At 54.6% G+C, this 22,919-nt stretch carries 17 protein-coding genes; 4 read left to right on the forward strand and 13 right to left on the reverse strand.

What is annotated here, in order from left to right; genetic code table 11:
• Positions 1-68: 68 nt before the first annotated feature.
• From ACH6EH_RS16640 to ftsE, 3 genes are all read right to left on the reverse strand, one after another.
• Entirely contained in the window at positions 69-1,406 is a 1,338-nt protein-coding gene (locus tag ACH6EH_RS16640; protein ID WP_397333161.1) for a murein hydrolase activator EnvC family protein, read from the reverse strand.
• A gap of 158 nt (positions 1,407-1,564) precedes the next feature.
• A complete protein-coding gene (ftsX, locus tag ACH6EH_RS16645; RefSeq protein ID WP_397333162.1) occupies positions 1,565-2,482 on the reverse strand; it encodes a permease-like cell division protein FtsX in 918 nt (305 codons plus the stop codon).
• The gene (gene ftsE / locus ACH6EH_RS16650; protein ID WP_138227896.1) at positions 2,472-3,158 is read right to left on the reverse strand and encodes a cell division ATP-binding protein FtsE; all 687 of its coding nucleotides are present in this window, start codon (positions 3,156-3,158) and stop codon (positions 2,472-2,474) included. Before ftsE ends, ftsX begins: the two co-directional genes overlap by 11 nt.
• A 210-nt stretch (positions 3,159-3,368) precedes the next feature.
• Here ftsE and ACH6EH_RS16655 point away from each other — a divergent pair, with 210 nt between their 5' ends.
• Entirely contained in the window at positions 3,369-4,790 is a 1,422-nt protein-coding gene (locus ACH6EH_RS16655) for a VanW family protein (protein WP_397333163.1), read from the forward strand.
• Between the two features lie 251 nt (positions 4,791-5,041).
• Here ACH6EH_RS16655 and pilO read toward each other — a convergent pair whose 3' ends face one another.
• From pilO to ACH6EH_RS16670, 3 genes are read right to left on the reverse strand one after another with little or no spacing between them, the layout of a single operon-like run.
• On the reverse strand, positions 5,042-5,659 hold the full coding sequence (pilO, locus tag ACH6EH_RS16660; protein WP_397333164.1) for a type 4a pilus biogenesis protein PilO: 618 nt from the start codon (positions 5,657-5,659) through the stop codon (positions 5,042-5,044).
• Entirely contained in the window at positions 5,637-7,217 is a 1,581-nt protein-coding gene (gene pilM / locus ACH6EH_RS16665; protein WP_397333165.1) for a pilus assembly protein PilM, read from the reverse strand. The genes pilO and pilM overlap by 23 nt, the downstream gene beginning before the upstream one ends.
• Positions 7,218-7,230: 13 nt before the next feature.
• Entirely contained in the window at positions 7,231-7,980 is a 750-nt protein-coding gene (locus ACH6EH_RS16670; RefSeq protein ID WP_208203942.1) for a prepilin peptidase, read from the reverse strand.
• Positions 7,981-8,005: 25 nt separating this feature from the next.
• On the opposite strand from ACH6EH_RS16670, the gene ACH6EH_RS16675 reads away from it, so the two are divergent.
• Positions 8,006-8,305, forward strand: coding sequence for a hypothetical protein (locus ACH6EH_RS16675; RefSeq protein ID WP_397333166.1), 300 nt, complete (start codon positions 8,006-8,008; stop codon positions 8,303-8,305).
• A gap of 846 nt (positions 8,306-9,151) precedes the next feature.
• Here ACH6EH_RS16675 and ACH6EH_RS16680 read toward each other — a convergent pair.
• The 4 genes from ACH6EH_RS16680 to ACH6EH_RS16695 form a co-directional block, all read right to left on the reverse strand.
• Positions 9,152-9,622, reverse strand: coding sequence for a type II secretion system protein (locus ACH6EH_RS16680; RefSeq protein ID WP_397333167.1), 471 nt, complete (start codon positions 9,620-9,622; stop codon positions 9,152-9,154).
• Positions 9,623-9,916: 294 nt separating this feature from the next.
• Positions 9,917-11,122 carry a type II secretion system F family protein gene (locus ACH6EH_RS16685; protein WP_138227229.1) on the reverse strand — a complete coding sequence of 402 codons (1,206 nt, stop codon included), beginning with the start codon at positions 11,120-11,122 and terminating at the stop codon, positions 9,917-9,919.
• Complete coding sequence (locus ACH6EH_RS16690; protein WP_208203903.1) at positions 11,122-12,180, reverse strand: type IV pilus twitching motility protein PilT; 1,059 nt, start codon at positions 12,178-12,180, stop codon at positions 11,122-11,124. Before ACH6EH_RS16690 ends, ACH6EH_RS16685 begins: the two co-directional genes overlap by 1 nt.
• A gap of 14 nt (positions 12,181-12,194) precedes the next feature.
• Positions 12,195-13,859 (reverse strand): GspE/PulE family protein, encoded by a 1,665-nt coding sequence (locus ACH6EH_RS16695; RefSeq protein ID WP_138227231.1) that lies wholly within the window; start codon positions 13,857-13,859, stop codon positions 12,195-12,197.
• A 312-nt stretch (positions 13,860-14,171) separates the two neighbouring features.
• On the opposite strand from ACH6EH_RS16695, the gene ACH6EH_RS16700 reads away from it, so the two are divergent.
• Complete coding sequence (locus ACH6EH_RS16700) at positions 14,172-18,647, forward strand: collagen-binding domain-containing protein (RefSeq protein WP_397333168.1); 4,476 nt, start codon at positions 14,172-14,174, stop codon at positions 18,645-18,647.
• A 251-nt stretch (positions 18,648-18,898) separates the two neighbouring features.
• Here the strand turns inward: ACH6EH_RS16700 and ACH6EH_RS16705 are convergent, their stop codons facing one another.
• Genes ACH6EH_RS16705 through ACH6EH_RS16715 form a run of 3 tightly spaced genes read right to left on the reverse strand, consistent with a single transcriptional unit; the run spans position 18,899 to position 21,826 of the window.
• Entirely contained in the window at positions 18,899-20,710 is a 1,812-nt protein-coding gene (locus ACH6EH_RS16705; protein ID WP_397333169.1) for a hypothetical protein, read from the reverse strand.
• A 14-nt stretch (positions 20,711-20,724) separates the two neighbouring features.
• The gene (locus ACH6EH_RS16710; protein WP_138227234.1) at positions 20,725-21,270 is read right to left on the reverse strand and encodes a type II secretion system protein; all 546 of its coding nucleotides are present in this window, start codon (positions 21,268-21,270) and stop codon (positions 20,725-20,727) included.
• Positions 21,254-21,826, reverse strand: a complete 573-nt coding sequence (locus tag ACH6EH_RS16715; protein ID WP_397333170.1) for a type IV pilus modification PilV family protein — start codon at positions 21,824-21,826, stop codon at positions 21,254-21,256. Before ACH6EH_RS16715 ends, ACH6EH_RS16710 begins: the two co-directional genes overlap by 17 nt.
• 203 nt (positions 21,827-22,029) lie before the next feature.
• Between ACH6EH_RS16715 and ACH6EH_RS16720 the strand changes: the two genes are divergently transcribed.
• Positions 22,030-22,812, forward strand: a complete 783-nt coding sequence (locus tag ACH6EH_RS16720) for an alpha/beta hydrolase (RefSeq protein WP_397333171.1) — start codon at positions 22,030-22,032, stop codon at positions 22,810-22,812.
• Positions 22,813-22,919 lie beyond the last annotated feature (107 nt).

A 22,919-nucleotide genomic window follows, 5' to 3' on the forward strand; every position in this document is an offset into this window, starting at 1 on the left:
TATATGTTTGACTACACGGGAATATTTATACAATGGCTAATCTGTAACAACAATGTCAATCTTGCAGCTTAGAGATAAGGGGCTGGATTTACAGGCGAACCGTTCACTCTCACTTCAAAATGAAGATGCGGTCCCGTACTGCGGCCGGTCGAGCCGACCTCGGCAATCTTCTGGCCCCGGCTTACCTGCTGGCCCTCAGACACCTTGATGCCGCCCTGGCGAATATGGGCGTAGAGCGTCCAGACACCGCCGCCATGATCGACAATAACACAGTTTCCGTACGTGCTCCACCACTCCGCCAGGATGACGGTCCCACTCTCTACCGCCCGGATGTCCGTGCCTTCTGCAGCGGCAAAATCCTGGCCTGTATGCATGGAGCCCTGCTCTCCGGTCACCGGATGTGTCCGGGAACCGTAGGCTGACGAAACGTAAGCTCCGGATACCGGCATCGCGAACGGTCCACCGTTCCCGCTAGCCGCAGCCCGGCTGCTGCCCAGCGAGGTAGCCGCAGCTGATTTCTTCGCGGCTGCAGCCTTAGCAGCCGCCTGCTCCTTAGCCCGCGCCTCGGCGGCGGCGATCTCCCGCGCCCGTTTCTCGGCTGCAGCCTTGGCGGCTGCAGCACGGCGGGCCGCTTCCTCCGCCGCCAGCTTGTTGCGCTCCTGCTGAAGCTGAGAGCGCTTGGTGGCGAGCTGTACCAGCAGCATATCCTGCTCTTCCGAGATTTCTTCGGAAAGCTCGATTTCCTGGTCATACTTGGCAATCAGGACAAGCTTCTCTTTCTCTTTGACCGCCAGCTCACTCTTGCGGTCCTCCATTTGTGCATACAGATCCTTCGCCTTGGCGTACTGACCTTCCAATTCCTTCTTCTTGTCCAGCACGTAGAGCTTGTCCTGCTTGTGCTGAACCAGGAGATCCTGATCCTGATCGACAATCGTCTTCAGGGAATCGGCACGATTCAGAAAATCAGTAAAGCTGGTCGAAGACAGCAACACGTCCAAATAGGACACCTCGCCGTCCATATAAATCAGACGAATGCGCTGCTCCAGCAGCTTCTCGCGCGCCGCGATCCGGTCCTGAGCAGCCTGAAGCTCCTCCGCCGTGATCCGCAGGCTGGTTTCGGTCTCGTCAATTTGTACGGATATCTTCGTCAGCTGGCTGCTGACCTGCTCAATCTGGTCCATAACATATTGCAGATTCAGGGTAGTCTTGTCTTTATAATGCTGGGCTTCCTCCTTCTCGGCGGCTGCCTTGCTCTTCTGATTCCGGGCGTCCTGAACCTCCTTCTGGAGACTCTTCAGCTCGCGGTCTACATCGGCAGAGGTCTTACTTTCGGCTAATCCGGCAGAGGGCTGGAATACGACAGCAGCAAGCAGTAAAGCGGCTAATCCGGCAGCAATCTTTTTCAACGTGCACTCCCCATCCTTTTCGAAAATTGAGATTTGTATGAGTTCTGCGATTATTGGTGCGTCTACATGTTCAGCAGTTCAGCATTATAGCTTCTGGTGCGTTAGTTATGAGATGTATACATACTGAAGAAGGCGCTGCCTTCCTTCAGGTGACAAGCTTATACCTTCAGTGACTTTCGGATGGACATCGTGCTGCCAAAAATACCAATCAGCATACCGAGAAGCACGAGCGCACCTCCCAGCAGATACCCGATTTCCTCCAGAGGAATCAGACTCCGTGACAACGTAATGTCACCCATCATCGCGGAACGCAGCTGGCTGTACCCCAGGTACAGCAGGCCGACGGTGATTAGTGAGCCGATCATGCCAATCAGCGCACCTTCCACAAAAAACGGCCAGCGGATAAACGTATTCGTCGCTCCTACGAGCTTCATAATGCCAATCTCCCGGCGCCTGGCGAGAATCGTGACCCGAATCGTGTTGGAGATCAGGAAGATAGACATCAAGGCCAGCCCCGCCACAAAAATAAACCCGATATTGCGAACGTATTTCGTAATTTCAAACAGCTTCTCCACCATGCCCTCACCGTATTTGACGCGCATGATCGGCTTCTCCGCGTAGGTTTCATTCAAGGCCAGAATCTTGTCCGCCAGCAGCGGCACAGTAGTAGGCTCTACAACATCAATGACAAAGGAGTCGGGCAGCGGGTTGTTATCCCCATCCGTAAAGCCTTCCAGCAGGTCCATGCCTTCTTCTCCAAAGCCCTCGACGAGCTCCTGCATGCCTTCTTCCTTCGAAACGAAGCGAAGCTCCTTCACCTCGGGCATGATCTGGATTTCCTTCTGCAGCCGCTCCCGCTGCTCTTGACTCACATTCAAATTCAGATAGGCACTGACCTGTACATTGCTGTCAGCCTCGTCGGCCAGCGCGTTGACATTCAGCACCAGCAGGATAAATACACCCAGGATAAACAGGGACACGATGATCGAAACAATGGAAGCTACCGACATCCAGCCGTTCCGGAATACACTCTTGGCCCCTTCCCGCAAATGCCGGAGAAAGGTTCTAAAAGTCATATCCATACTCCCCTCGGAGCTGATCCCTTACAATCTGTCCCCGTTCAATGGCGATCACGCGCTTGCGCATCTTGTTCACGATATCCTTGTTGTGCGTTGCCATCACGATCGTCGTTCCCCGAAAATTAATCTCGTCCAGCAGCTGCATAATGCCCCAGGACGTTTCCGGGTCGAGGTTGCCTGTAGGCTCATCCGCCACAATGACCGCGGGGTTGTTCACGATGGCTCTTGCGATCGCAATGCGCTGCTGCTCGCCCCCGGACAAATGCGCCGGCTGCCGGTTCGCCTTCTCCTTCAAACCGACGAGGTCCAGCACCTCCATCACCCGCTTCTTCATCTGCTTGGTCGGCGTTTCAATAACCTCCATGGCAAAAGCCACATTCTCATAGGCGGTCAGCTGCGGCAGCAGCCTGAAGTCCTGGAACACGACGCCGATGTTACGGCGCACATAGGGAATCTTGCGCTGCTTCAGCTTGCCAATGTTAAAGCCGTTTACGGAAATTTGCCCTTTCGTGGGCACTTCTTCTCTATAAATCAATTTCATGAATGTCGATTTACCTGCGCCGGACGGTCCGACGATGTACACAAACTCATTGCGGTCAATCTTTACCGAGACACCTTGCAGCGCATGGGCTCCGCTCGGGTAGGTCTTCCACACATCCTGCATTTCAATCAATTCATCACTTCCTAATTCCAATATCAGCCTTTATCATTTCGACATCGTCCTCGGAATTCCTCTAAAATGCATGAAAATTCCTCAATGCCCAAAACCATTGTAACAAATTTGTTACCTTTTGAGTACCCGAAAGTTTGGGGGCTTTGTGACATATACATGAAGACATGCCTAAGCTTTTTTGTTACACGAAGGGAAAGGGAGTTTTTGGGGATGAAAAAAATACACGTCATGATCATCGCGTCTCTCAGCCTCCTGCTGGCCGGCTGTTTGATATACGGAGCTCTCTCCATCTACGTGAACACTCCCCGGCTGCCTGCCGGCACGACGCTTTCCGGCTGGAGCGTTGGCGGCCAGCCGGACGGGGATGTGCTGAATGAGCTGGAGCGGCGCCTTGCGGCGCTGGAGCAATTGCCGTTGTCCTTGACGGGATGGCCCCGGTCCGGCGAGGAAAAGCTGACGCTTGGAGAAGCCGGCGTAACATACCGGGCCGAGGCTTTTAAAGCTGCAGTGTCGCAGCTGCAGGAGGGCACGCTGTGGGAGCGGGCCTTTAGCCGCTATACTTTTGCGCAGGCCTACCGTCTGGAGGTGCATCAGGATCTGGAGCTGCTGAAGCAGCGGCTGAACGAGGCGTGGGAGCAGGAGCAGTTCGGAAAGCCTGTTAATGCTGTCCGAACGATTACCGGCGACGAGGTACGTTACATTCCGGAGCAGTCCGTGCTCCGGATTCAATGGCCGCTGCTGGAGGCCTCTTTTGCTGCGGCGCTGCCTCGTGACTTCGCAATGCTCGATGTCGGTGGGCCGCTCTCGATAGAGCTGCCTCTGCAGCTGCAAAGCCCTGAGGTAACGGTGGCTTCGCTGCGGGCGGAGGGCATCCAGCGCAAAATCATCCAGTTCTCCACCTCCCTCGGTGCCAGCGGACCAGGCCGGGTGCATAATATTACAGCAGCGGCGGCGGCCGTGGACGGGATGATCCTGAAGCCGGGTGAAGTGTTTGACTATGCGAAGGTGGTAGCTCAGGCCCGCAAGCAGCACGGCTTTCGGGAAGCACCGGTTATCATCAGTGGCAAGCTGGTGCCGGGCGTCGGCGGCGGGATCTGTCAGGTGTCCAGCACCATCTACAATGCCGTGCTCTTAACGGGCCTCGAAGTGGTGGAACGGCGCAACCACTCGCTGCCGGTCAACTATCTTCCCAAAGGCCTCGACGCGACCTACGCCGAAGGCTATATTAACTTCCGGTTCCGCAATAGCACCGGCAAGCACCTTCTGCTTCAGGCCCAGGTTGTGGACAAGGTGCTGACCGTGAAATTGTTCGGGACATTTCCGGACAATATTGTATACTCGCTGGACACAAAGCTAGTGGAGCAGATTCCGGCCCCGCGCTCCTATGTTCGGGATTCCTCCCTGCCTCCCGGACAGCAAAAGCTTCTCCAGCCGGGAAAGCCTGGCTATGTAATAGAAACCTATCGCAGCAAGCAGGTCAACGGAAAAATAGTAGAACGCGAGCGTCTCTCCCGGGACGTCTACAAAGGCCAAAGCAGCCTCATCGGCATGAACCCGTCCCACGGCGAAATTCCGGGAACGCAGGGACAGCTGAAGGCTCCCGTGGTGGAGGATGGTGTGAGCAGTCCGTAGTTTGTGGTTTGTGGTTCGAGCGGCTCGCTGCCAGCCATTTAACCTAAACAAGAGCGTTTCCCGCGGGAAACGCTCTTGTTTTTCGCACTCGTTTGCTCTGGACCCGCCACGGCGGCGCATCGAGTTCGGTTTTTCGCATTCGTTTGCTCTGGACCCGCCACGGCGGCGCATTGAATTCGCTTTTTCGTATTCGTTTGCTCTGGATACGCCACGGCGGCGCATCGAGTTCGGTTTTTCGCATTCGTTCCTGGTTAAGGAGTCACAGTCGCTGCCCGTTGGCTGGATTCATAATACGCTGTGAAGACAACATTGGCGGTCAGGAGGGCATTCTCCGGAAGCTCGGACGGGCCGCTGCGGCGCTGCAGGCTGAAGGAGTCCACTTTGATAATTCTTGGCATCTTCTCCAGCTGGTCCATCCAGGCGATAATCTGAGCACGCGTGCCCTCTACCTCAGCATTCATGCTGACTTCTTTAATGAAGGGATAGGCCCCTTCATTCCCTCCCAGCACGAGCTGGAGCCCGTTGGTGCCGGTAAGATTAAATTCGATGCTTTTGAGGCGGGCGCTGGAACGGATGCCGGCGGTTCTTAGCTGCAATACCAGCTGATCTGCTTCGTCCCCTTCCGGCAAAGCATCATAGGAGCTTAACAGCTCCTGATCCTGACTGTCGGCAGCGCCCTTCAGCTCGTCTACTTTCCGCTGGAGGAGCGCTTTTTCATCAGATACCCGGGCAATTTCAGCTTCCTGCTCCTCCATCGTGTCAATCGTCGGCTGTAAGCCCAGCAAATAGAAGCCCAGCAGCACGACAAAAAGCAGCAGCACTCCCATCACAACCGGTGAGCGGTATTTATTCAGCAGTTCCACCTGCATCACTCCCTTCTGCCGGGGTTAGCGTGTTAACCGTGCCCGGCGCCAGCTGGATGCGGTATCCGGCTGTATAGTAGGTTTGTCCACCGACTACAACGGAGCTGTCCGCAATGCCTTCAGAAAGCCTTGTAATCATAGCACTCTCTGTAAACGGCAGGCGCCGCAGATTTAACAGATAGGCTGAGGCATCCTCCATTTTGGTCAGGTACACCGTCATATCCATCTCCGAACGGTAGGTATATCCGGTACTTTTGAGAATGGCACCTTCCGGCAGCACCCGAATCAGCTCCGTAAGGATTACGACCGGACTTTCCCGATGCTCCGCAATGCCCTCCAGCACCTCCAGGCGTCCGTTCTGGCTCAGGCCGCTTTGCTGCAGGGCAAGCAGCTCCTGCTCTGCTGCCGCTCTCTGGTCTCTTAAGGCTTCCAGCCGGTTCTCTTGATCCCGGATTTCCCCTTGATTCAGCACAAAAAACGTAACCGTAGCCGCCAGCCCCAGCACCCACAATCCCATGAGGGAAATGGCCAGGAACGGAAACAGCATGGCTTCCCGGTCCTCCCGGGGAAGCAGATCCATCTGACCGCCGTCTGCACGGCGAAGCGCAGTGCCCACCGCAATCCGGAAAGCATTATGCTCCTTGCTGCCGGTGACAGGCTGCTGGACTGCCGAGAAATCAAGCTCCCGGATCTGCAGCTCCGGCAAAGACCGGGCAAGCTCTGTATTCAGCTGCATTCTGGTTCGGTCAGGGCCTGTAATCAAAATCTCCTGAACTCTCGCTGATCCATCATGAAGGCTGTACTGATAGAAATTCAGCATTCTGGAGATTTCTGCCGTGATTTCAGAAAGCTGCAATGGAGACAGCGATGGCTGCCCCGGTGCCTGACTCGCCGAGGCGGCGGCACTTTCGAGCCAAGCCTCGTCCGATGAGAGATCCTGCAGATTCAGGGCTCTCATAAACACCGGATTTCCACGATGGTACATATACACGTCAAGCTGACCTTTTTCCAAATGAACAAGCATCGTTTCCTGAAATTCCTCACCGAAGCCGGCAGTGACGGCTCTTGCCAGGGCGACACCCGACATTTCAAGTCCCGATACACGCAGACCTGCCTCCTCCACCACTTGAACAAAATCGCTCATCGTCTGGCGTGGGGCAGCAAAAACGAGGATATGGGACTGGTTCTCATCCTTGGCCGTCTCGATGTAATCGTACACCGGGGTTTCAAAAGGCAGATGCAGCCCGGTTTCCACTTCCAGCTTTACCAGCTGCTCGACCTGACGCGGATTCGTGCTTGGGATGGACATTTTGCGGATAATGAGCTGAGAAGGCGGTACGGAAAGCGAAACCTCGCTTCCTTTGAGCCGTTCCTGCTTGACGAGCCCTTTTAGCTGGTTTAGCAGCGCCGAGCGGTCTGTAATCTGATTTTCTGCAATCACACCCGAAGGCAGCGGCAGAAAAAATGTTTTGTCCATTTCCCAGGTCTTCGTCTTCAGCCGGACATAACGAATGCCGGATTGTTCGATGGACAGTCCGGCCGCTTTTTGAGAAATACCGAGCATGCGTTTGTTCCTCCTAACCGATGAGCGAGAGATACCCGCTAATGATCTGTGAGCCGTAGCCCCATGTCAGCAGTGTTCCTGCTGCAAGACAAGGTGCGAAGGGGATGGGCTGCCTGCGCCCGATGCTGCCGGCCAGCCGCAATCCACCTCCGATGAGCGTCCCCAGCAGGCATGCTGCCAAAAAAGCCAATATCACACCGGGAAATCCGATCACTCCGCCAAACAATGCGAACAGCTTGGCGTCGCCCATCCCCATGCCGCCCAGCAGTACCAGCACCAGAAGAATACCGCCGCCGGCCACCGCCCCCAGAACGTGGCTCCACCATGGCTGATCCGTTACGCTGAAGGTCATCGCCGCGAGCAGCGGCAGGAATGCTAATAGCACCTTGTTCGGTACCAGCATGCTGTGCAAATCCGAGATCGTCACGATAACCGCAAGGCTTGCCAGCAGCAGTCCCAGCATCCCTTCACCACTTAAGCCAAACCGCAGGTATGTCCACACAAACAACAGTCCTGTCGCGGCTTCTCCCAACGGGTATAGCCAGGATACCGGTACTCCGCAGTGTCGGCAGCGCCCTTTGGCCAGCAGCCAGCTGAACACGGGAATCAGGTCCCGTGTACGCAGCCTTGTTCCGCAGCTCCCGCACCGCGAAGGGGGATGAATGACAGATTGCCCGGCAGGAACCCGCAGGGCAACGACATTGTAGAACGAACCCAGGGCCAGGCCCAGCAGGAACAGGTATGTAATGATCAGGGTGGGCATGGGTTGGGATGCTCCTTGGTTTGGTATGGTGTGGGCGGTTGCTTTGGTTTTGGCGCTGGTGATATTGGTGCTGTTGTTGAGGCGCTGGTGGCCTGCGGCGCAGGGTTGCTTGGCGCTGAGGGCCTTCGGCCGCTGGTGGCCGCTTCGTGTGCCGATGGCCTCCGGCCGCTGGTGGCCGCTTCGTGTGCCGATGGCCTTCGGCCGCTGGTGGCCGCTTCGTGTGCCGATGGCCTTTGGTGGCCGCTTCGTGTGCGGATCGCTCTTCCGACCGCTGTTATCTTTGGATTTCCTGATAGAACTTGTAGATGGTGAAATCCAAAGATAAAGGCGGACACTTCGTTTCTCCAGTGCGATTCCGCCCCCTCCGCTGGGTATGCCCAGCAAGCCGCCCACCCCATTAGGTTGGGGGTGGGGGGAGGACTGCCTTCGCTTGGATTAGCTTCGGCAGACAGGGACAAGTCAAGCATCTAGTACGTCTGCCTACATTTATCGGACTCTGACTACTTCTAACGGTTGCTAGAGTGCCTAATTGTGCCAAATGACAGGTAAGATAATTCTAACGGTTGTGACAACACTTATATTGTGAATTAGCGCCGATTATTGCTGAAATGTCTAAAATAACTCTTGTGGCAACCGTTAGAATAGATGCCAGCTAAATATGAAAGGTTTAGCGCTTGTGGCAACCGTTAGCGCGCAAGCGGCGGCTGATCTGTGCTGAGGATCTGCGCATTGGCAATCTGACATGCACATGTGTGCTCAGGGCATGCCGTGCAAACTTACGCTAGAGTGCTAGTCGTTGATGATTGCTGTCGCTGGAGCCTGCGGCGCTGGTGATTGCCTCGCGCCGATGGTCTTTGCTCGTTGGTGGCCACTTCGTGTGCCGATGGCCTCCGGCCACTAGTGGCCGCTCCGTGTGCGGATCGCCTTCGGCCATTGGTGACCGCTTCGTGTGCGGATCGCTCTTCCGACCGCTGTTATCTTTGGATTTCCTGATAGAACTTGTAGATGGTGAAATCCAAAGATAAAGGCGGACACTTTGTTTCTCCAGTACGATTCCGCCCCCTCCGCTGGGTATGCCCAGCAAGCCGCCCACCCCATTAGGTTGGGGGTGGGGGTAGGGCCGCCTTCGCTTGGATCAACTTCGGCGGACTTGGTTGCTGAATTCTTAAAATTACTGATTATCATTATCTGAATTTGGAGTTGTAGTATCTACTTGAAGCACTTCATCAGCAGTATATGCTCCATCAGTGCTTCCTTTTGGTGCAGGCGCGATGGTTACACTTTCTAAAGATCCATTAGCATCAAATGCAACGGTTGCAGAAGTTAAAACTTTTTTAGAGCTCGGCAGAGCGATATTGTCTTCAACATATTTTTTATCTTTTAGTTCTGCAAGAGTCACATCAGCATTAGCGAACACACCATTTTCCTCACCAATCACATACAACCGTGCTGCGTCATACAGCTGGCGCGCGGTGGCTACGTCGGAGTCTTCCTTGGAGTTGTCGATGATGTTGCCGATGAGCGGAATGGCGATAACGGCGATGATGCCCAGGATGACGATAACGGCGAGGAGCTCGATCAGGGTGAAGCCTTTTTCGCCTTGCAGGCGAGCTTGTCTTGCTTTGAGTGCTTTGGTTAACATGTTACATTCCTCCTAAGAATGGTTCGTTTTATATCATGAAAATTAATCTGATATACGTGGTTAGTGAAACGCTAGTGAACGAAAACAAGGGTAACGCTGGAATCCGTATTGTGCTTTAATGCTTCACACGAGCGCGAGGCCGAGCAGGCAGATCTATTATAGATAGATGCGCACTGCTGTGTACGAGATGCCTTACATGTGAGTCTAGTAGCTGCTTCTCATAAGAACTCAACACAGCCCGCCTTCACAACCGCTTACCGGTTACACAGCTTCAGAGAAGCCACACCTGTTTCGCTACAAATTACCGTACATGCTGAACATCGGGAGCATGATGGCTGCTACGATGAGGCCGACGATCCCGGCCAGAAAAGCGATGAGCAGCGGCTCCAGCAGGGATTTCAGGCGGTCGACGGTGTTCTCGACGTCCATTTCGTAGAAATCGGCGATTTTGGAGAGCATCTGGTCGAGGGCTCCGGTTTCTTCGCCGATCGCGATCATTTGGGTGACGAGCGGCGGGAATACCCAGGCCTTTTTGAGCGGCTCGGAGAGCGGCTTGCCCTGGCGCAGGGAGTCTCCCGCGCTGCGGATCGCTGCGCCGATGACGCGGTTTCCGGCAACCTCCTCAACGATGGAGAGAGACTGCAGAACCGGCACCGAGCTGGCATAAAGCGACGCAAAGGTCCGGGTAAACTGCGCGATGGAGCCTTTTTGGTTCAGCTTGCCGAAGATCGGCATTTTGAGCTTGGCGTAATCAAGCAGGTACGCCCCGCGCTCAGTCCGCTTAAACACCTGGTACAGCACGATGAGCAGCAATAGCCCCAGCATCCAGTAATACCAGCGGTTCTGAATGCTTTCGCTCAGCGCCAGCACGACCTTGGTTACGGCCGGCAGCTCCGCATTCATCGACTCGAACATGGTCACAAACTGCGGCACGATGGCCCACAGGAGATACACCACGGCGGCAATCGCCATGAGACCTACCGTAATGGGATACGTCAGCGCCGACTTGATCTTCTCTGTAGTGGCATGCTGCTTCTCGTAATACAGTGCCAGCCGGTCTAGCGTTCCCTCCAGATCACCGGATTCCTCTCCCGCCCGGATCATGCTGATAAACAGCCCCGGAAATACCTTCCGGTGCTCCTGCACCGCCTGGGAGAAGGCCACGCCGCGAAGCAGGCTGGTGCCGACATCCATCAGCGCTTTTCGCAGCGGCTTGCTGTCCGTCTGCTCCGCCAGAATCCGGGTAGCATCCACAATGGATACACCGGCCCGGATCAGGGTAGCAAACTGACGGCAATAAATAATAAAATGAACGGTTTTGACGGGGTTGCCGATGTAAATCTCCATGGAGAGAATGCTTTGCCGGGTCTCCACCAGGGAAAACACCGTCAGCCCCCGTCTTCTCAGCTCCTCCATGGCAGACGGCTTGTCCGCTGCGCTCAGCTTGCCCTTCAGCATCCGTCCGTTACCTGTCTTGACCTGATACTCAAATTGCTGCATCAGCTGGTCACCTCCGTGAGATAAGCTTTTGCAGCGGCAGGATGAATCTGCCCGCTTCTTAAGTAATCTTGAATCGACATGTCCAGGGTGTGCATGCCCAGAGCCCTTCCGGTCTGCATCGTGTTCCGAATCTGGTGGCATTTATCACTGCGAATCAGGTTGGCCACCGCCGGCGTATTGATCAGAATCTCTGTTGCACACACTCTTCCCCGGCCCTCGGCTTTCGGAAACAGCCGCTGACTGATGACTCCCGCCAGCACCGAGGCCAGCTGGGAGCGAATCTGGTTCTGCTGCTCCGCCGGAAACACATCAATAATCCGCTCGATCGTACCCGGCGCATCGCTCGTATGCAGCGTTGACAGCACAAGATGTCCGGTTTCAGCCGCCGTGACGGCCGCGGCAATGGTTTCGGGATCGCGCATTTCACCGACCAGAATCACATCGGGGTCCTGCCGCAGCGCGGCCCGAAGACCTGTCGCGAAGCTGCGCGTGTCACTTCCGATCTCCCGCTGATCAATCAGGCAGCTGCCATGTCCGTGAAGATATTCAATGGGATCCTCCAGCGTAACGATATGCTTGCGTTCACTCTGGTTCAGCTGCTGGATCATCGCTGCCAGGGTGGACGACTTCCCGCTCCCCGTTGGACCTGTTACCAGGACCAGACCCTGCGGGCGGCCGGCGAGCGTTGACAGCAAGGACGGCAAGCCCAGCTGTCCGAGCGTCGGAACCTCTACCGGAATTGCGCGGGCAGCAATGCTGACCCTTCCCCGCTGGCGGTAAATATTGACCCGGAAGCGAACCTCTGGATTCAGCGCATACGCGAAATCATAATCGCCTCTGTCATCAAACTCGGCATAGCGGCCGCTTCCTAACAGCTCCTGCGCCATATCCTCGGCTTCCTGAATGCCGACCGGCGGTCCGCCAATCGGCCGCAGCGCGCCGTCCACTCTCAGCATGGGCGGAGACTGCACAGACACATGAAGGTCCGAGGCTCCCGCCTGGAACGTATGCTCCAGCAGCAGGCGTATGTTCCGGAATGTGGATGTTATTTCTTCCATAAGCGCCTCCCCAGCTAGTGTGAAACGGATTCCCGCATGACCTCCTGCATCGTGGTGATTCCATCCGCCACCTTCATGATGCCATCCTTCATTAAGTGAATCAGTCCGTTGGCGCGGGCCGCCTGACGCATCTCCTCAATCGTAGCGGAGCTGGCGATCAGCTCGGCAAGCCGGTCATCGACAGACATAATCTCATGAATCGCAATCCGGCCCCGGTAGCCGGTATTGTTGCAATAGCCGCAGCCGTTTCCTCTATATAATGTATCGACATGAACACCATATCGTTTTAAAAGGATCAGCTCCTGCTCCGGCGGGGAGTAGCTGGTCTTGCACTCGGTACAAATTTTGCGGACGAGACGCTGGGCCACAACTCCTAGCAGGGAGGAAGCGATCAGAAAAGGCTCAATTCCCATATCCCGCAGCCGCACAACGGTGCTGATCGCATCATTCGTATGTAGTGTCGATAGCACAAGGTGGCCAGTCAATGAAGCACGTACGGCCATTTCCGCGGTTTCGCTGTCCCGAATCTCCCCTACCATGACAATATTGGGATCCTGCCGGAGAATCGAGCGCAGGCCGGCCGCAAAGGTCAGCCCGATGCCAGGACTCACATGGACCTGATTGATGCCTTCCAGCTGATATTCCACCGGATCCTCTACCGTAATAATATTCACATCTTCGTCATTCAGATGGTGCAAGGCTGAATACAGCGTTGTCGTCTTGCCGCTTCCCGTCGGTCCTGTAATGAGCAAAATACCATATGGCCGCTCGATCATACTGCGGAACGCCTTCAGATTGTGCTCACTAAAGCCCAGACGCTCCAGCGGCTGTACGCCGGTCGTCAGATCCAGCAGCCGGAGTACGATTTTCTCCCCGTGCATGGTCGGCAGGGTGGACACGCGGATATCAATCATGCGGTAATCGAACTGCATTTTGATCCGTCCATCCTGCGGAAGCCGCCGCTCGGCAATGTTCAGTCGCGCCATAATCTTCAGTCTGGCCGTGATAAAGCCCTGCATCTGCTTCGGAATCATCCGCTCCGTCTTCAGCGTGCCGTCAATACGATAGCGGATGGAAAGATTGTTCTCGCCGGGATCAACATGAATATCGGAAGCGCGAAGCTGCACAGCCTGCTGAATCATCTGATTGACCAGCCGGACGATCGGGGAGGTCTCATCCGTAATCTCGGTCTCCTCAAACTCATCCTCACTTGGCATCTCAACCATCATCTGGCTCATGGAATCTCTCAGGCCGTAATGTCTTGCAATCGCGCGCTGCAGCTCATCCCGGGAAGAAATTGCAGGCTCGATCCGGAAGCCGGTCGTCATCCGCAAATCCTCAATGGCAAAATAATCAAGCGGGTCTGCCATCGCCACCATTAGCTTGCCGCCTTCTTTTGCAAAAGGAAGCACCTGATGGCGCTTAGCCAGACTCTCGGGAATAATTTGCGTAATATGCGAGTCAATATTGAATTTAAAAAGGTTCACGTGGGGAATGCCCAGCTGGAATTCCAGCACCTCAATCAGCTGCTGCTCTGTGATGTATCCTTGAGTGATTAGCAGGTCACCGAGCCGCTTCTTGCTCTGGCGTTGCTCCAGAAGCGCTTCCTGCAGCTGTTCCTCGGAAATGACGCCGTTCTCCACCAGCAGGTCACCGAGCCGTTTTTTTACAATGGCCATCTTATCACTCCATCCCAGGTTTGATCCGGAATTTCTGTCTTTGGAATCTACGTTTGATCGACAAAATGCTCTTGCTTCGCCAGCCCTAAACCAAGTTTCACATTATTTAGAAAATCTAATGATTCTAGTTATTAAGACTGGCAAATATTTCACGTTTTCGTATTGAATACATATGTGTTTTGACCTAGAATGATATATATCACACCTTGGTATATTTTACAATGATATGTTAGTGCATCCATGTAAGATTTTTCATATTTTCATAGTCTGACATACCTATTTATTTTATTTATTTAAGGGGCGATCCAGAGCATGAGACTCACCGTCAAACAAGGATTTTACGCAGCCGGTCTGTTCATTCTCGCATTGCTGGTCATGGTGCTGATTCGGGACTTCACCAGCAAAGCCAATGCCAACAGTGACGGCTACACGATTTCTCTGCTGGAAATCACAGATACTGGGACCTCAGACCTAAAACTGAACAAGAACGGAAGTATCCAGGTCGATACGATGAGCATGAAGCGATTCGTGTCTCTCCGCGAGGATCTCGATGGCAAGTACGATGCTATTTACATCGGTAAAGGCCTCTACAGCACCCTCCCGGTCAACGGTAGGAACCACAACACGACGACGGTGATGAATGACATCACGCCACTGAAGGCGCAGCAGATCGTAGACTTGTACATCCAGAAGGGACTGTATGTCTTCTTCTCTACCGATCCGTTCGACAGACAAAAGGTGAATGAGCGCGGAAACCTGTATCAGTATTTCAATACCTACCGCAGCGAGAGCCCAAAGCCGAATGTCGTGTTTCTGAACAGCACGCAACTCACCGACTTTGCTGCCGGACTGCAGACCGGCAACTCCCCCTATATTGCGGGGATGAAGCAGCGCCCACAGCTGGCATTAGCCAACAAGGGCAGTCTGATCGATTACGAAGTCAATCCAGCCCATGTGTACAACACCGGCGATGAGCTGGTATTTCAGATCCAGGCCCCGAACATCAGCGATTTCAAAACCAGACCGGTTACGGCTAATCTCTACATGACGGTGGATAAATCGACCAAGATGGACAAGGATCAGATTGTCGCTACCACGAACCTAACCCAGGGCACGGGAGGCGAAATCCGGTACAAGCTGCCGAAGACCTACTCCGGACTGCTGTATTGGAAGCTGGAAATCGTCGATCGGCTCAATCCGAATCAGCTGAAGGATTATGAGACCGGCACGATCCGGTATCGCGGCAAAAAGACGGTCGTTAGCATTTTGCAGGTCATGCCGAATACCGACAAAAGCAGCCTCAAGAAATCAACCGTGATGAAGCAAAGCTACCTGTCCGGCACAGACTATGAGCTGAACGTTGAGGTTAAGACGATCAACCAGTTCAACGATTATGTGAAGAACAAGCGCAAGGAGAACGGTAGCTATGGCCTGAACGGAACATATGACATGCTGATCTTCGGCTTTGCCGATGTGTATAACACGGTCGCCCCGATCAGCGCCGAAGCGGCTCAGGGCGTTGAGGAGTTTATTACGAAGACGAAGCAGAGTGCGATGTTTACGCATGATACGATCTACCGCAGCAAGACGCAAAGTGAGTGGACGAACCGTTTTCAAGCGATCACCGGGCAGATCGAGCCCGAAACGAATCTCGGTCTTAGCGCACCCAACACGTCCAAAGTCGTTGTGCCGGTCAACGAAGGACTGCTGACGCAGTATCCTTTTGACCTGAGTGATTCCTCCGGCGGCAAAAAGGTGCTGGAAATTGCTACGACGCACAACCAGTACTTTACTCTGGACCTGAATGATGAGAGCGTCATTCCGTGGTATAACATTTCAGGCAGCCAGCGGGACGTGAACGACAGCTGGAACCATTACTACACCTATTCCAAGGGCAATGTCACTTACTCCGGTACCGGTCACGTGCAGACCTTCCCGGACTGGGAGCAGCGGCTGTTCGTCAATACGATGTACCGGGCCTTTACCGGTTCCAACCATGCCCCTGAGATTACAGTACTGACGCCGGAGCACCAGAGCACCAAGCCGTCATACTTGCAGGATCTTGTCATTAGCTACACCGTGGATGACTGGGATTGGAAGGACAAGGACCTGACTACAGCTATTACTTTTAAAGGCAATGGCCAGCCGCTGGACTCGCTGAAGGTAGATAATCAGCAAATTCAGTCAGGCAAGACCTTCACCCACAGCATCAAGAATCCACTGCCAGAGGGCGGCAAGCTGGAGATTGAAATCTCCGCGTGGGACAAGCAGGGCGCCATGACGACCAAGACCATTGAGGTGCAGATCGAGAAGGTCAGCATCAATCTGGAAACGTCACGCACCCTCTCCTCCAATGTGATCAACAATGAGGTCCGCCGGGGTGAAGAAGTCGGCATCACATATACCATTACGCCTAAGCCGATTCCTTACATGGACATTGAGCTTAGCGAGCAGGGCAAGCAGCAGCTCATCATCTCTGACATCCGATACGAAGAGCAGTTCCCGCCGGGTCTGGACATCATTCAGCTTCCGGCAGGTGCAGAGTCCAGCGGAAGCCTGTCTGCCGGATACACGGTGAAGTATGCGCTCGGTGACATTGTATATGAGCTGAAGGAAAGCAATGGAGTGAAATCGTATGAGCCTCTGGAACGGCAGCAGATTGTGTTTGACCTGAGCATGCGCCCGACCGTCAAAGGCATTTATCTGCTCAACAATTCGCGGATTGATTACGAGGACATTCATCTTCCGGATTCTCTGAAGGAGCAGCCGGAAGAGGCTCCTCAGCCCTTTGAGGAGGACCCCGCTCCGCGATCAGCGCTAGGCATTGGTAAGGATTATACCGTGTTCGCGCTGGAGAATGTATGGATTACAAGCTCCGGATTTTCGAATGAAGGCCGGATTGCCGCTGGCGGCGATATGAACCTGAACAATTTCTCCGTAGGGGATCAGCTGGATTATAATTCTGCCAATCGTTATACCCTCATTGCCGGCGGGAATATGACGCTGAACGGGGGCACGATTCATAATGGTAAAGGAGCTTATGGCGGTACCGCCACGGTTCCGGAGTATTTAAAGCCGAAGCTGGTTCAGGACCAGCCTGTGGATTTTGAAGCAGCCACACAAGCTGTACAGCGTATATCGCAAGCAGCAGCGGCTCTAACACCTACGGCAGCGCCGGTCATTCAATGCTGGAACAACCCGACCTGTAGTATCAACCTTACAGGAACCCGGAGTGATTTGAATGTTTTCACCCTGACGGCACAGGAGCTGGAACGCTCCCATAAGCTGGTGATCGACGCGCCTGCCGACTCTACGGTCTTAATCAATGTCACGGGCACCTCTGCGAAGATGAGCGGGGGCCTGGAGCTTAAAGGCGTGGACGAAGGACATGTTCTGTTCCATTTCCCGGACGCCGTATCGCTGAATACTTCTTCAATCAGTGTCAAAGGCTCGATTCTGGCTCCGCTTGCAGATTACAAGCTGCATGGGAAAGTATTTGGCACGGTCGTTGTCCGGTCTATGACCGACGGAAGCGGACACCATATTCATCTTCGGCCGTTTGAAGGCGTACTGTCCGTCCCTGGCGCCAGCCCGTCGAATCCTCCGAAGGAGGACCCGGCTGCTCCGCGGCCAAGAGTATCCACGGTGTTCCCGGAGCTGATCTTCCGGGCTGTCGTGAAGGTGACCGCGATTCAGATGGAGGGTACAACTATCCTGAGCGGTACAGAGCATAAGCTGACGCCGGTAGTACTGCCGGAGGATGCCGATCAGAAGCAGCTGACCTGGTCCTCCAACCGCACGGATATTGTTACTGTGAACAGCGAGGGTCTGGTGACCGGCCTGAAGGCAGGCACCGCAAAAGTTACAGCGGCAGCCACTGACGGAAGCGGCATCCGGAAGGCGGTAGAGATTCGCGTAATTAACCGCGATCTCAGCATTTCCGGCCCAGACACGGCATTTACCCGGGAGACCTTCTCGCTGGAAGCAACCTATGTTACCGCCAATGAGACGGTAACCGGCTATGTCTGGAGTGTAAAGCCGGTGAACGGGCAGAACCTGTCTGATATGGTCCGGCTGGTCACGAACCCGCAGGATCCAAGCCTGGTTGAGGTAGTCCCTCTCCGAAAGGGCGAGGTCACGATCATGGTTACAGTGCTGACGAACCGGTTCCCGCAGGGAGCGGCGACGGCCGAGCATACGGTTACCATTCAACAGCGCCTGGATGCCATTTATATTAACGGTCCAGCCAGTATTCCGGTAGGTGCTGAGGCTACCCTCGTCCTGCTGACAGAGCCTTACGACGCCGATGAGACCGGCTTCCAGTGGACATTGGAAGGTGACGGCGGCAGCTACGCCAGACTGACGCCTTCCGCAGATGGCTCAACAGTCACCGTCACAGGCCTGAGACCGAATGAAGCCATTACCATTCGGGCTTCCACCGGCTGGGATCAGGATAATCTGACCGCACTTCATCAGCTGAAGATCGTGCCGGTGCTGGAAGGTCTGTATTTGACGGATGCTGTCCTGAATCAAGGCGGGACGCTGAATATGTATGACAGCAACCTACGTACTCGTCCGGCGGACTTCCCGAGAACGCTCCTGCAGGGCTATCTACGCTGGGAAAGTGACAATCCGGATGTGGCCACCGTTGATGCTTCTAACGGTATGGTCTCCGGCAAGAAGAAGGGCGTCGCCAAAATTACAGTAACCTACTCTTTTGAAGGCAGAACGCTCACCGCAACGGGAACCGTAAAGGTTAACGAAACCGTCAGCGGCGATCGTTACTAGGCAGTAACTAGCGCTGATCGCAGCGTGTCATACTGCATAAGCCAAAGGGCCTTGCCCAGGATTCTTAATGAACCCTGGGCAAGGCCCTTTTCATGCTTGGGACAGGCTCCAAGCATTACGCTGCGAATGCCTGAGCTTGTGATGACCATGAGAAGCTGCCGGGAACCTGACAGAAAAAAAAGCGATGTCCCAGCATCCCGGGGCATCGCTTTCTGTTATCTCATTCCTGATTGCATAGCTGGACCTATTCTTTACTTCAGTCTCAAGTTACCTGCCTTTACACTAATCTGGTTGACTCGCGGCAGTCCATCGGCTTGCTTCAGATAAACCTCACTGTCATACTCGGCCTGGAAGCGGATCAGTTCGCTGGATAGATCCACGTCAATATCTCCGCTGCCCGCCGTAGCACGTCCCCGGATCGCGTTTACCGTGAGGTCGCCCTTCGCGAAAAACCCGCCCTTGAGCGAAAAGATCGAGCCCACTCCGTACAGCTCCGCCGAAGCATCTGTATAGAAGAACGCGTTCAACGGACGAACTGTATCCTGAAACGCGTCATGACGGTTCACAAGGATCGGTCCCTCGGACATAATGACACCCAGCCCGCTGATGGACGCGTCTTCCACCAAGGTGGAGGTTCCGTTCTGCGCCGCTCCCAGTACAAAAATGGTAGAATCCAGCTCCACATTGCCGCGTATTTCTAACCTGCCTGTAATGAGCATGTTGGCAGCAATCCGCAGCGGCTGATCGCTGAAGTTATCGATCTTGACATTGCCCTCCACGACATACCAGGCATTTGCACCTCCGGCTTCAATGCCCGTGAGCTCGACACCGTCGAAGACTACATCGCCCTCATACGCCAGTGAACGCGCCGGTCGGGTAAAGCGCTGGATGCCCTCCCGGTACGTACTCCATTGCTCTATACTCTCTCTCATGCGCAGAGCCTCTTCCTCACTCAGTCCTTCAGCGTTCGGGTCTGACCCTTCCGGATACTCCGGCACTTCCGGCTTAAGCGGAAGCTGCTCCGGGACATCATAAAATGCCGGATGCTGCTCAAGCAGCTCTGTCAGGCCGCCGTTCAGGCGACCACTGACATTTTGCCAGAGACTATCGCCGCCGGCTGGAGCCCCGATCGACTCCACCACTTTATCAGTAAAGGATTCCCGTACATTGATTTGGACGAACTTGCGCTGATTCTTGATCAGAATCTGATCCAGAGGAATGACACCAGTCCAGGAAACCCCTTCCCGGTCCAGCTCCGCCGCTGTCCATGTCCGGCCGTTGCGGGTATATTCCATCCCATCCAGAGATTGAACATGGGCCTCCCCCTGCAGCTCAAAGGGAGAAGACGGCATTCTCTTTAACTCCGACGACTGATACAGGTACTCCGCCAGATCATTAATGTACAGGCCTTTACCTGCATAAATATTGCCCCGGATCTGCGGTGAGCCATTCAGAATAACATTGCCTTCCGAGCCCAGCGTATATTTCAGGAAATCCGGATAAGTATCGAACGTGATCTCCTGCACCAGCTCCCGCTTGACGCCGTTCACCATCGCCTCTGCCGTCAGATTTACGATATAGCTGGACGGCTGACCTGCCGCAGAGACCCGCTCATAGGAAATATCCAGAATCCGCCCGTCGGCACGAGTGAGCTCCGTGCTGACCGAAAGCTGCTCTGTGCCCTGCCGCAGGGTTTGGAGATAGGTATCAATATCCTGCTCCAGAACTCCCTGAGCTTCATGCCTACTATCCTTGACGATGCCCTCCAGCTCTGCCGTCATGTAAGCAATCGTTTCCTCTAAGGTTTTCTCTGCCAGATGGAGGCTCTGAACCTCATTCTTGCGCGTCTCGGTCCGCTGGGCACCCCCAACGGTCGCACTGAGCACCGTGACGCCCAGAAGCGTGAACAGCAGTGCAATGAACATGACCAGCACCAGAGCCGAGCCGCGCTCATCAGCGAGCTTGATCTCCCTGTGCAGGCTGCAGAAATCACCCTGCTGCGGTATCTTTGTCCGGCTCATGTCTGCGTTTCGGAGCCGCGGCTTCTTCTTGGGATCCGACATATGTCCAAAGCCTCCTAAAATCCAAATTTACTTTCCAGCTCTAATCCGCCTTCATCACCCTTCACCGTACGGCTCAGATTCAAGCGGATGTTAATCAGCCCGCTGGCACAGGTAGCCTCGGTTCCACAGATCCGCCCGTCAGCAGACGTGGCCTCAATGACGGAGCCGCTTAAGTCCGCCTGGATGTCGTAAGGATTAGCAGCGTCACTTACCGACAGGGGATCAACCTGTCCTATACTCAAGCTCCCGCCTGCGATCTCAATCCGGCGCTGCTGTAAAGTGCTGCCCTCGCCTTTTTGAAGAAGAATACCGCTGCGGTCCTGAATATCTACAATCGTGTCCGGCGCAAAGGTGTACAGCTCCGTCATGACAGCCGACATAATGATGTCGCCTTCTTCGCGCAGCGAGTTCTCAAGGGAGATCCGGTTGTACTGGTTGAAGCCCATGATCGTGACGGTTGAAATGAGCCCCGCTACGAGGGAAAATACAGCAATGGCAGCAATGAGCTCAATGACGGTGAAGCCATGCTGGCGCCGCCACAGGTCAACGAATTTTCTCATCCGATATGTATCCCTCCACAATGGTTTCTACCATACTGCCCTTCGGTCCACCCGGCCCTGTCACCTTCACCTGCAGCGGCAGCAAATACTTAGCCATCTGGACCTTCCGTTCCTCTGTACTTTCCTCGGTACCTGGCACCTTGCCCTGCTTCATCTCTTCATGCAGCTCTTCCTGATACATAATTTCCAGCTCATACTGGATATTGTTGACGACCGGATTCAGCACCTCTGGCAGCACCTCGGGGTTCAGGAACACACCGGTGTAGGCGCATTGCTGCGTACTGCTACAGCGGCTTCCCTGGATGGAAGGCGACAAGCCGCTCTGCTGCTCCTGCAGGAGCAAGTCCTTAATACTTGCAAAATTCTGCTTCTCCATATAAAAAAGCGCGTTCCTCGCCAAATTGACCATCACGGTCCGGTTCTGGTTGGACTTCGAGTAGGATAACGCATTCGTAAAATATGACGTTAGTACCAGAGAGATGATCGACAAGATGACGATCGCAGCCAGTACCTCAAGCAGGCTAAAGCCCTGCTCCTTCTGAAACGCCTTCTTCATCAAGCCTCCGCTCCCTTCACCGCGCTTTCATATTTGCACCGTTCATGATCTATTATTCCTACCTATTATATTCCTTGATTTGGCAGGCGGCAAGAAGAAACCTGTCTGATATCAGGAGATTTATAGACCAGATGCCTCCTTCGATACGCATATGCTATGATCATAGCAGGATCACTTAACACAGCACATAAAGGAGTGTTTATATGGCACTGATGCAATGTCATTTTTTCTCTGAAACGCTGGGACTAAGCACCTCCATGCATGCCATTATTCCTCAAAATACGACCAACGGACAGATCGGCATGGAGAGCCGGGCTGCTTCCCGGCGCCATCCTGTGCTTTTTCTGCTGCATGGACTATCCGATGACGACTCCATCTGGCTTCGCCGCACCTCCATCGAGCGCTACGCCGCTTCCTTGGGTCTTGCTGTGATCATGCCGCAGGTGCACCGCAGCTTCTATACGGATATGGAGTATGGCGGCAAGTACTGGACGTTTATCAGTGAGGAGCTGCCGGCACTTGCCCGCTCCTTCTTTCCGCTGTCGGAACGCCGCGAGGACACCTTCGTCGCCGGCCTGTCGATGGGCGGCTACGGTGCCTTCAAGCTGGGTCTGCGCAGACCGGATCTGTTCGCGGCCGCCGCCAGCCTCTCTGGCGCGCTCGATATTTCCGGGCACTTTGTGAGTGAGGGCATTGAGGAGGATCGGAGGCTCATCTGGGGTGAGCGCCCCGTAGCCGGCAGTGACGATGATCTGCTGGCGCTGCTTCAATCGTTAGAGTCCACCGAGGGGCCTAAACCGAAGCTGTATCAATACTGCGGCACCGAGGATTTCCTCTACCAGGATAACCTTACGTTTCTGGCAGCCTGCCGCCAAACCTCGCTGGAGCTGACCTATGAGGAAGGGCCCGGCGGACACGATTGGGGGCTCTGGGATCAGTACATCCAGAACGTGCTGAACTGGCTGCCCCTATCTCAGCCAACCTGAGCATGATTTGCGCGCGCGGCGGGGCAGAACAGAACGGTGTCACGACCTTTTGAACCGCCAAAAGGCCGCTTCCCAGGATCACTAGATCCGAAGGAAACGGCCTTTTA

This window comes from Paenibacillus sp. JSM ZJ436 (assembly GCF_044383795.1).
GTDB classification, from domain to species: Bacteria; Bacillota; Bacilli; order Paenibacillales; family Paenibacillaceae; genus Paenibacillus_AQ; species Paenibacillus_AQ algicola.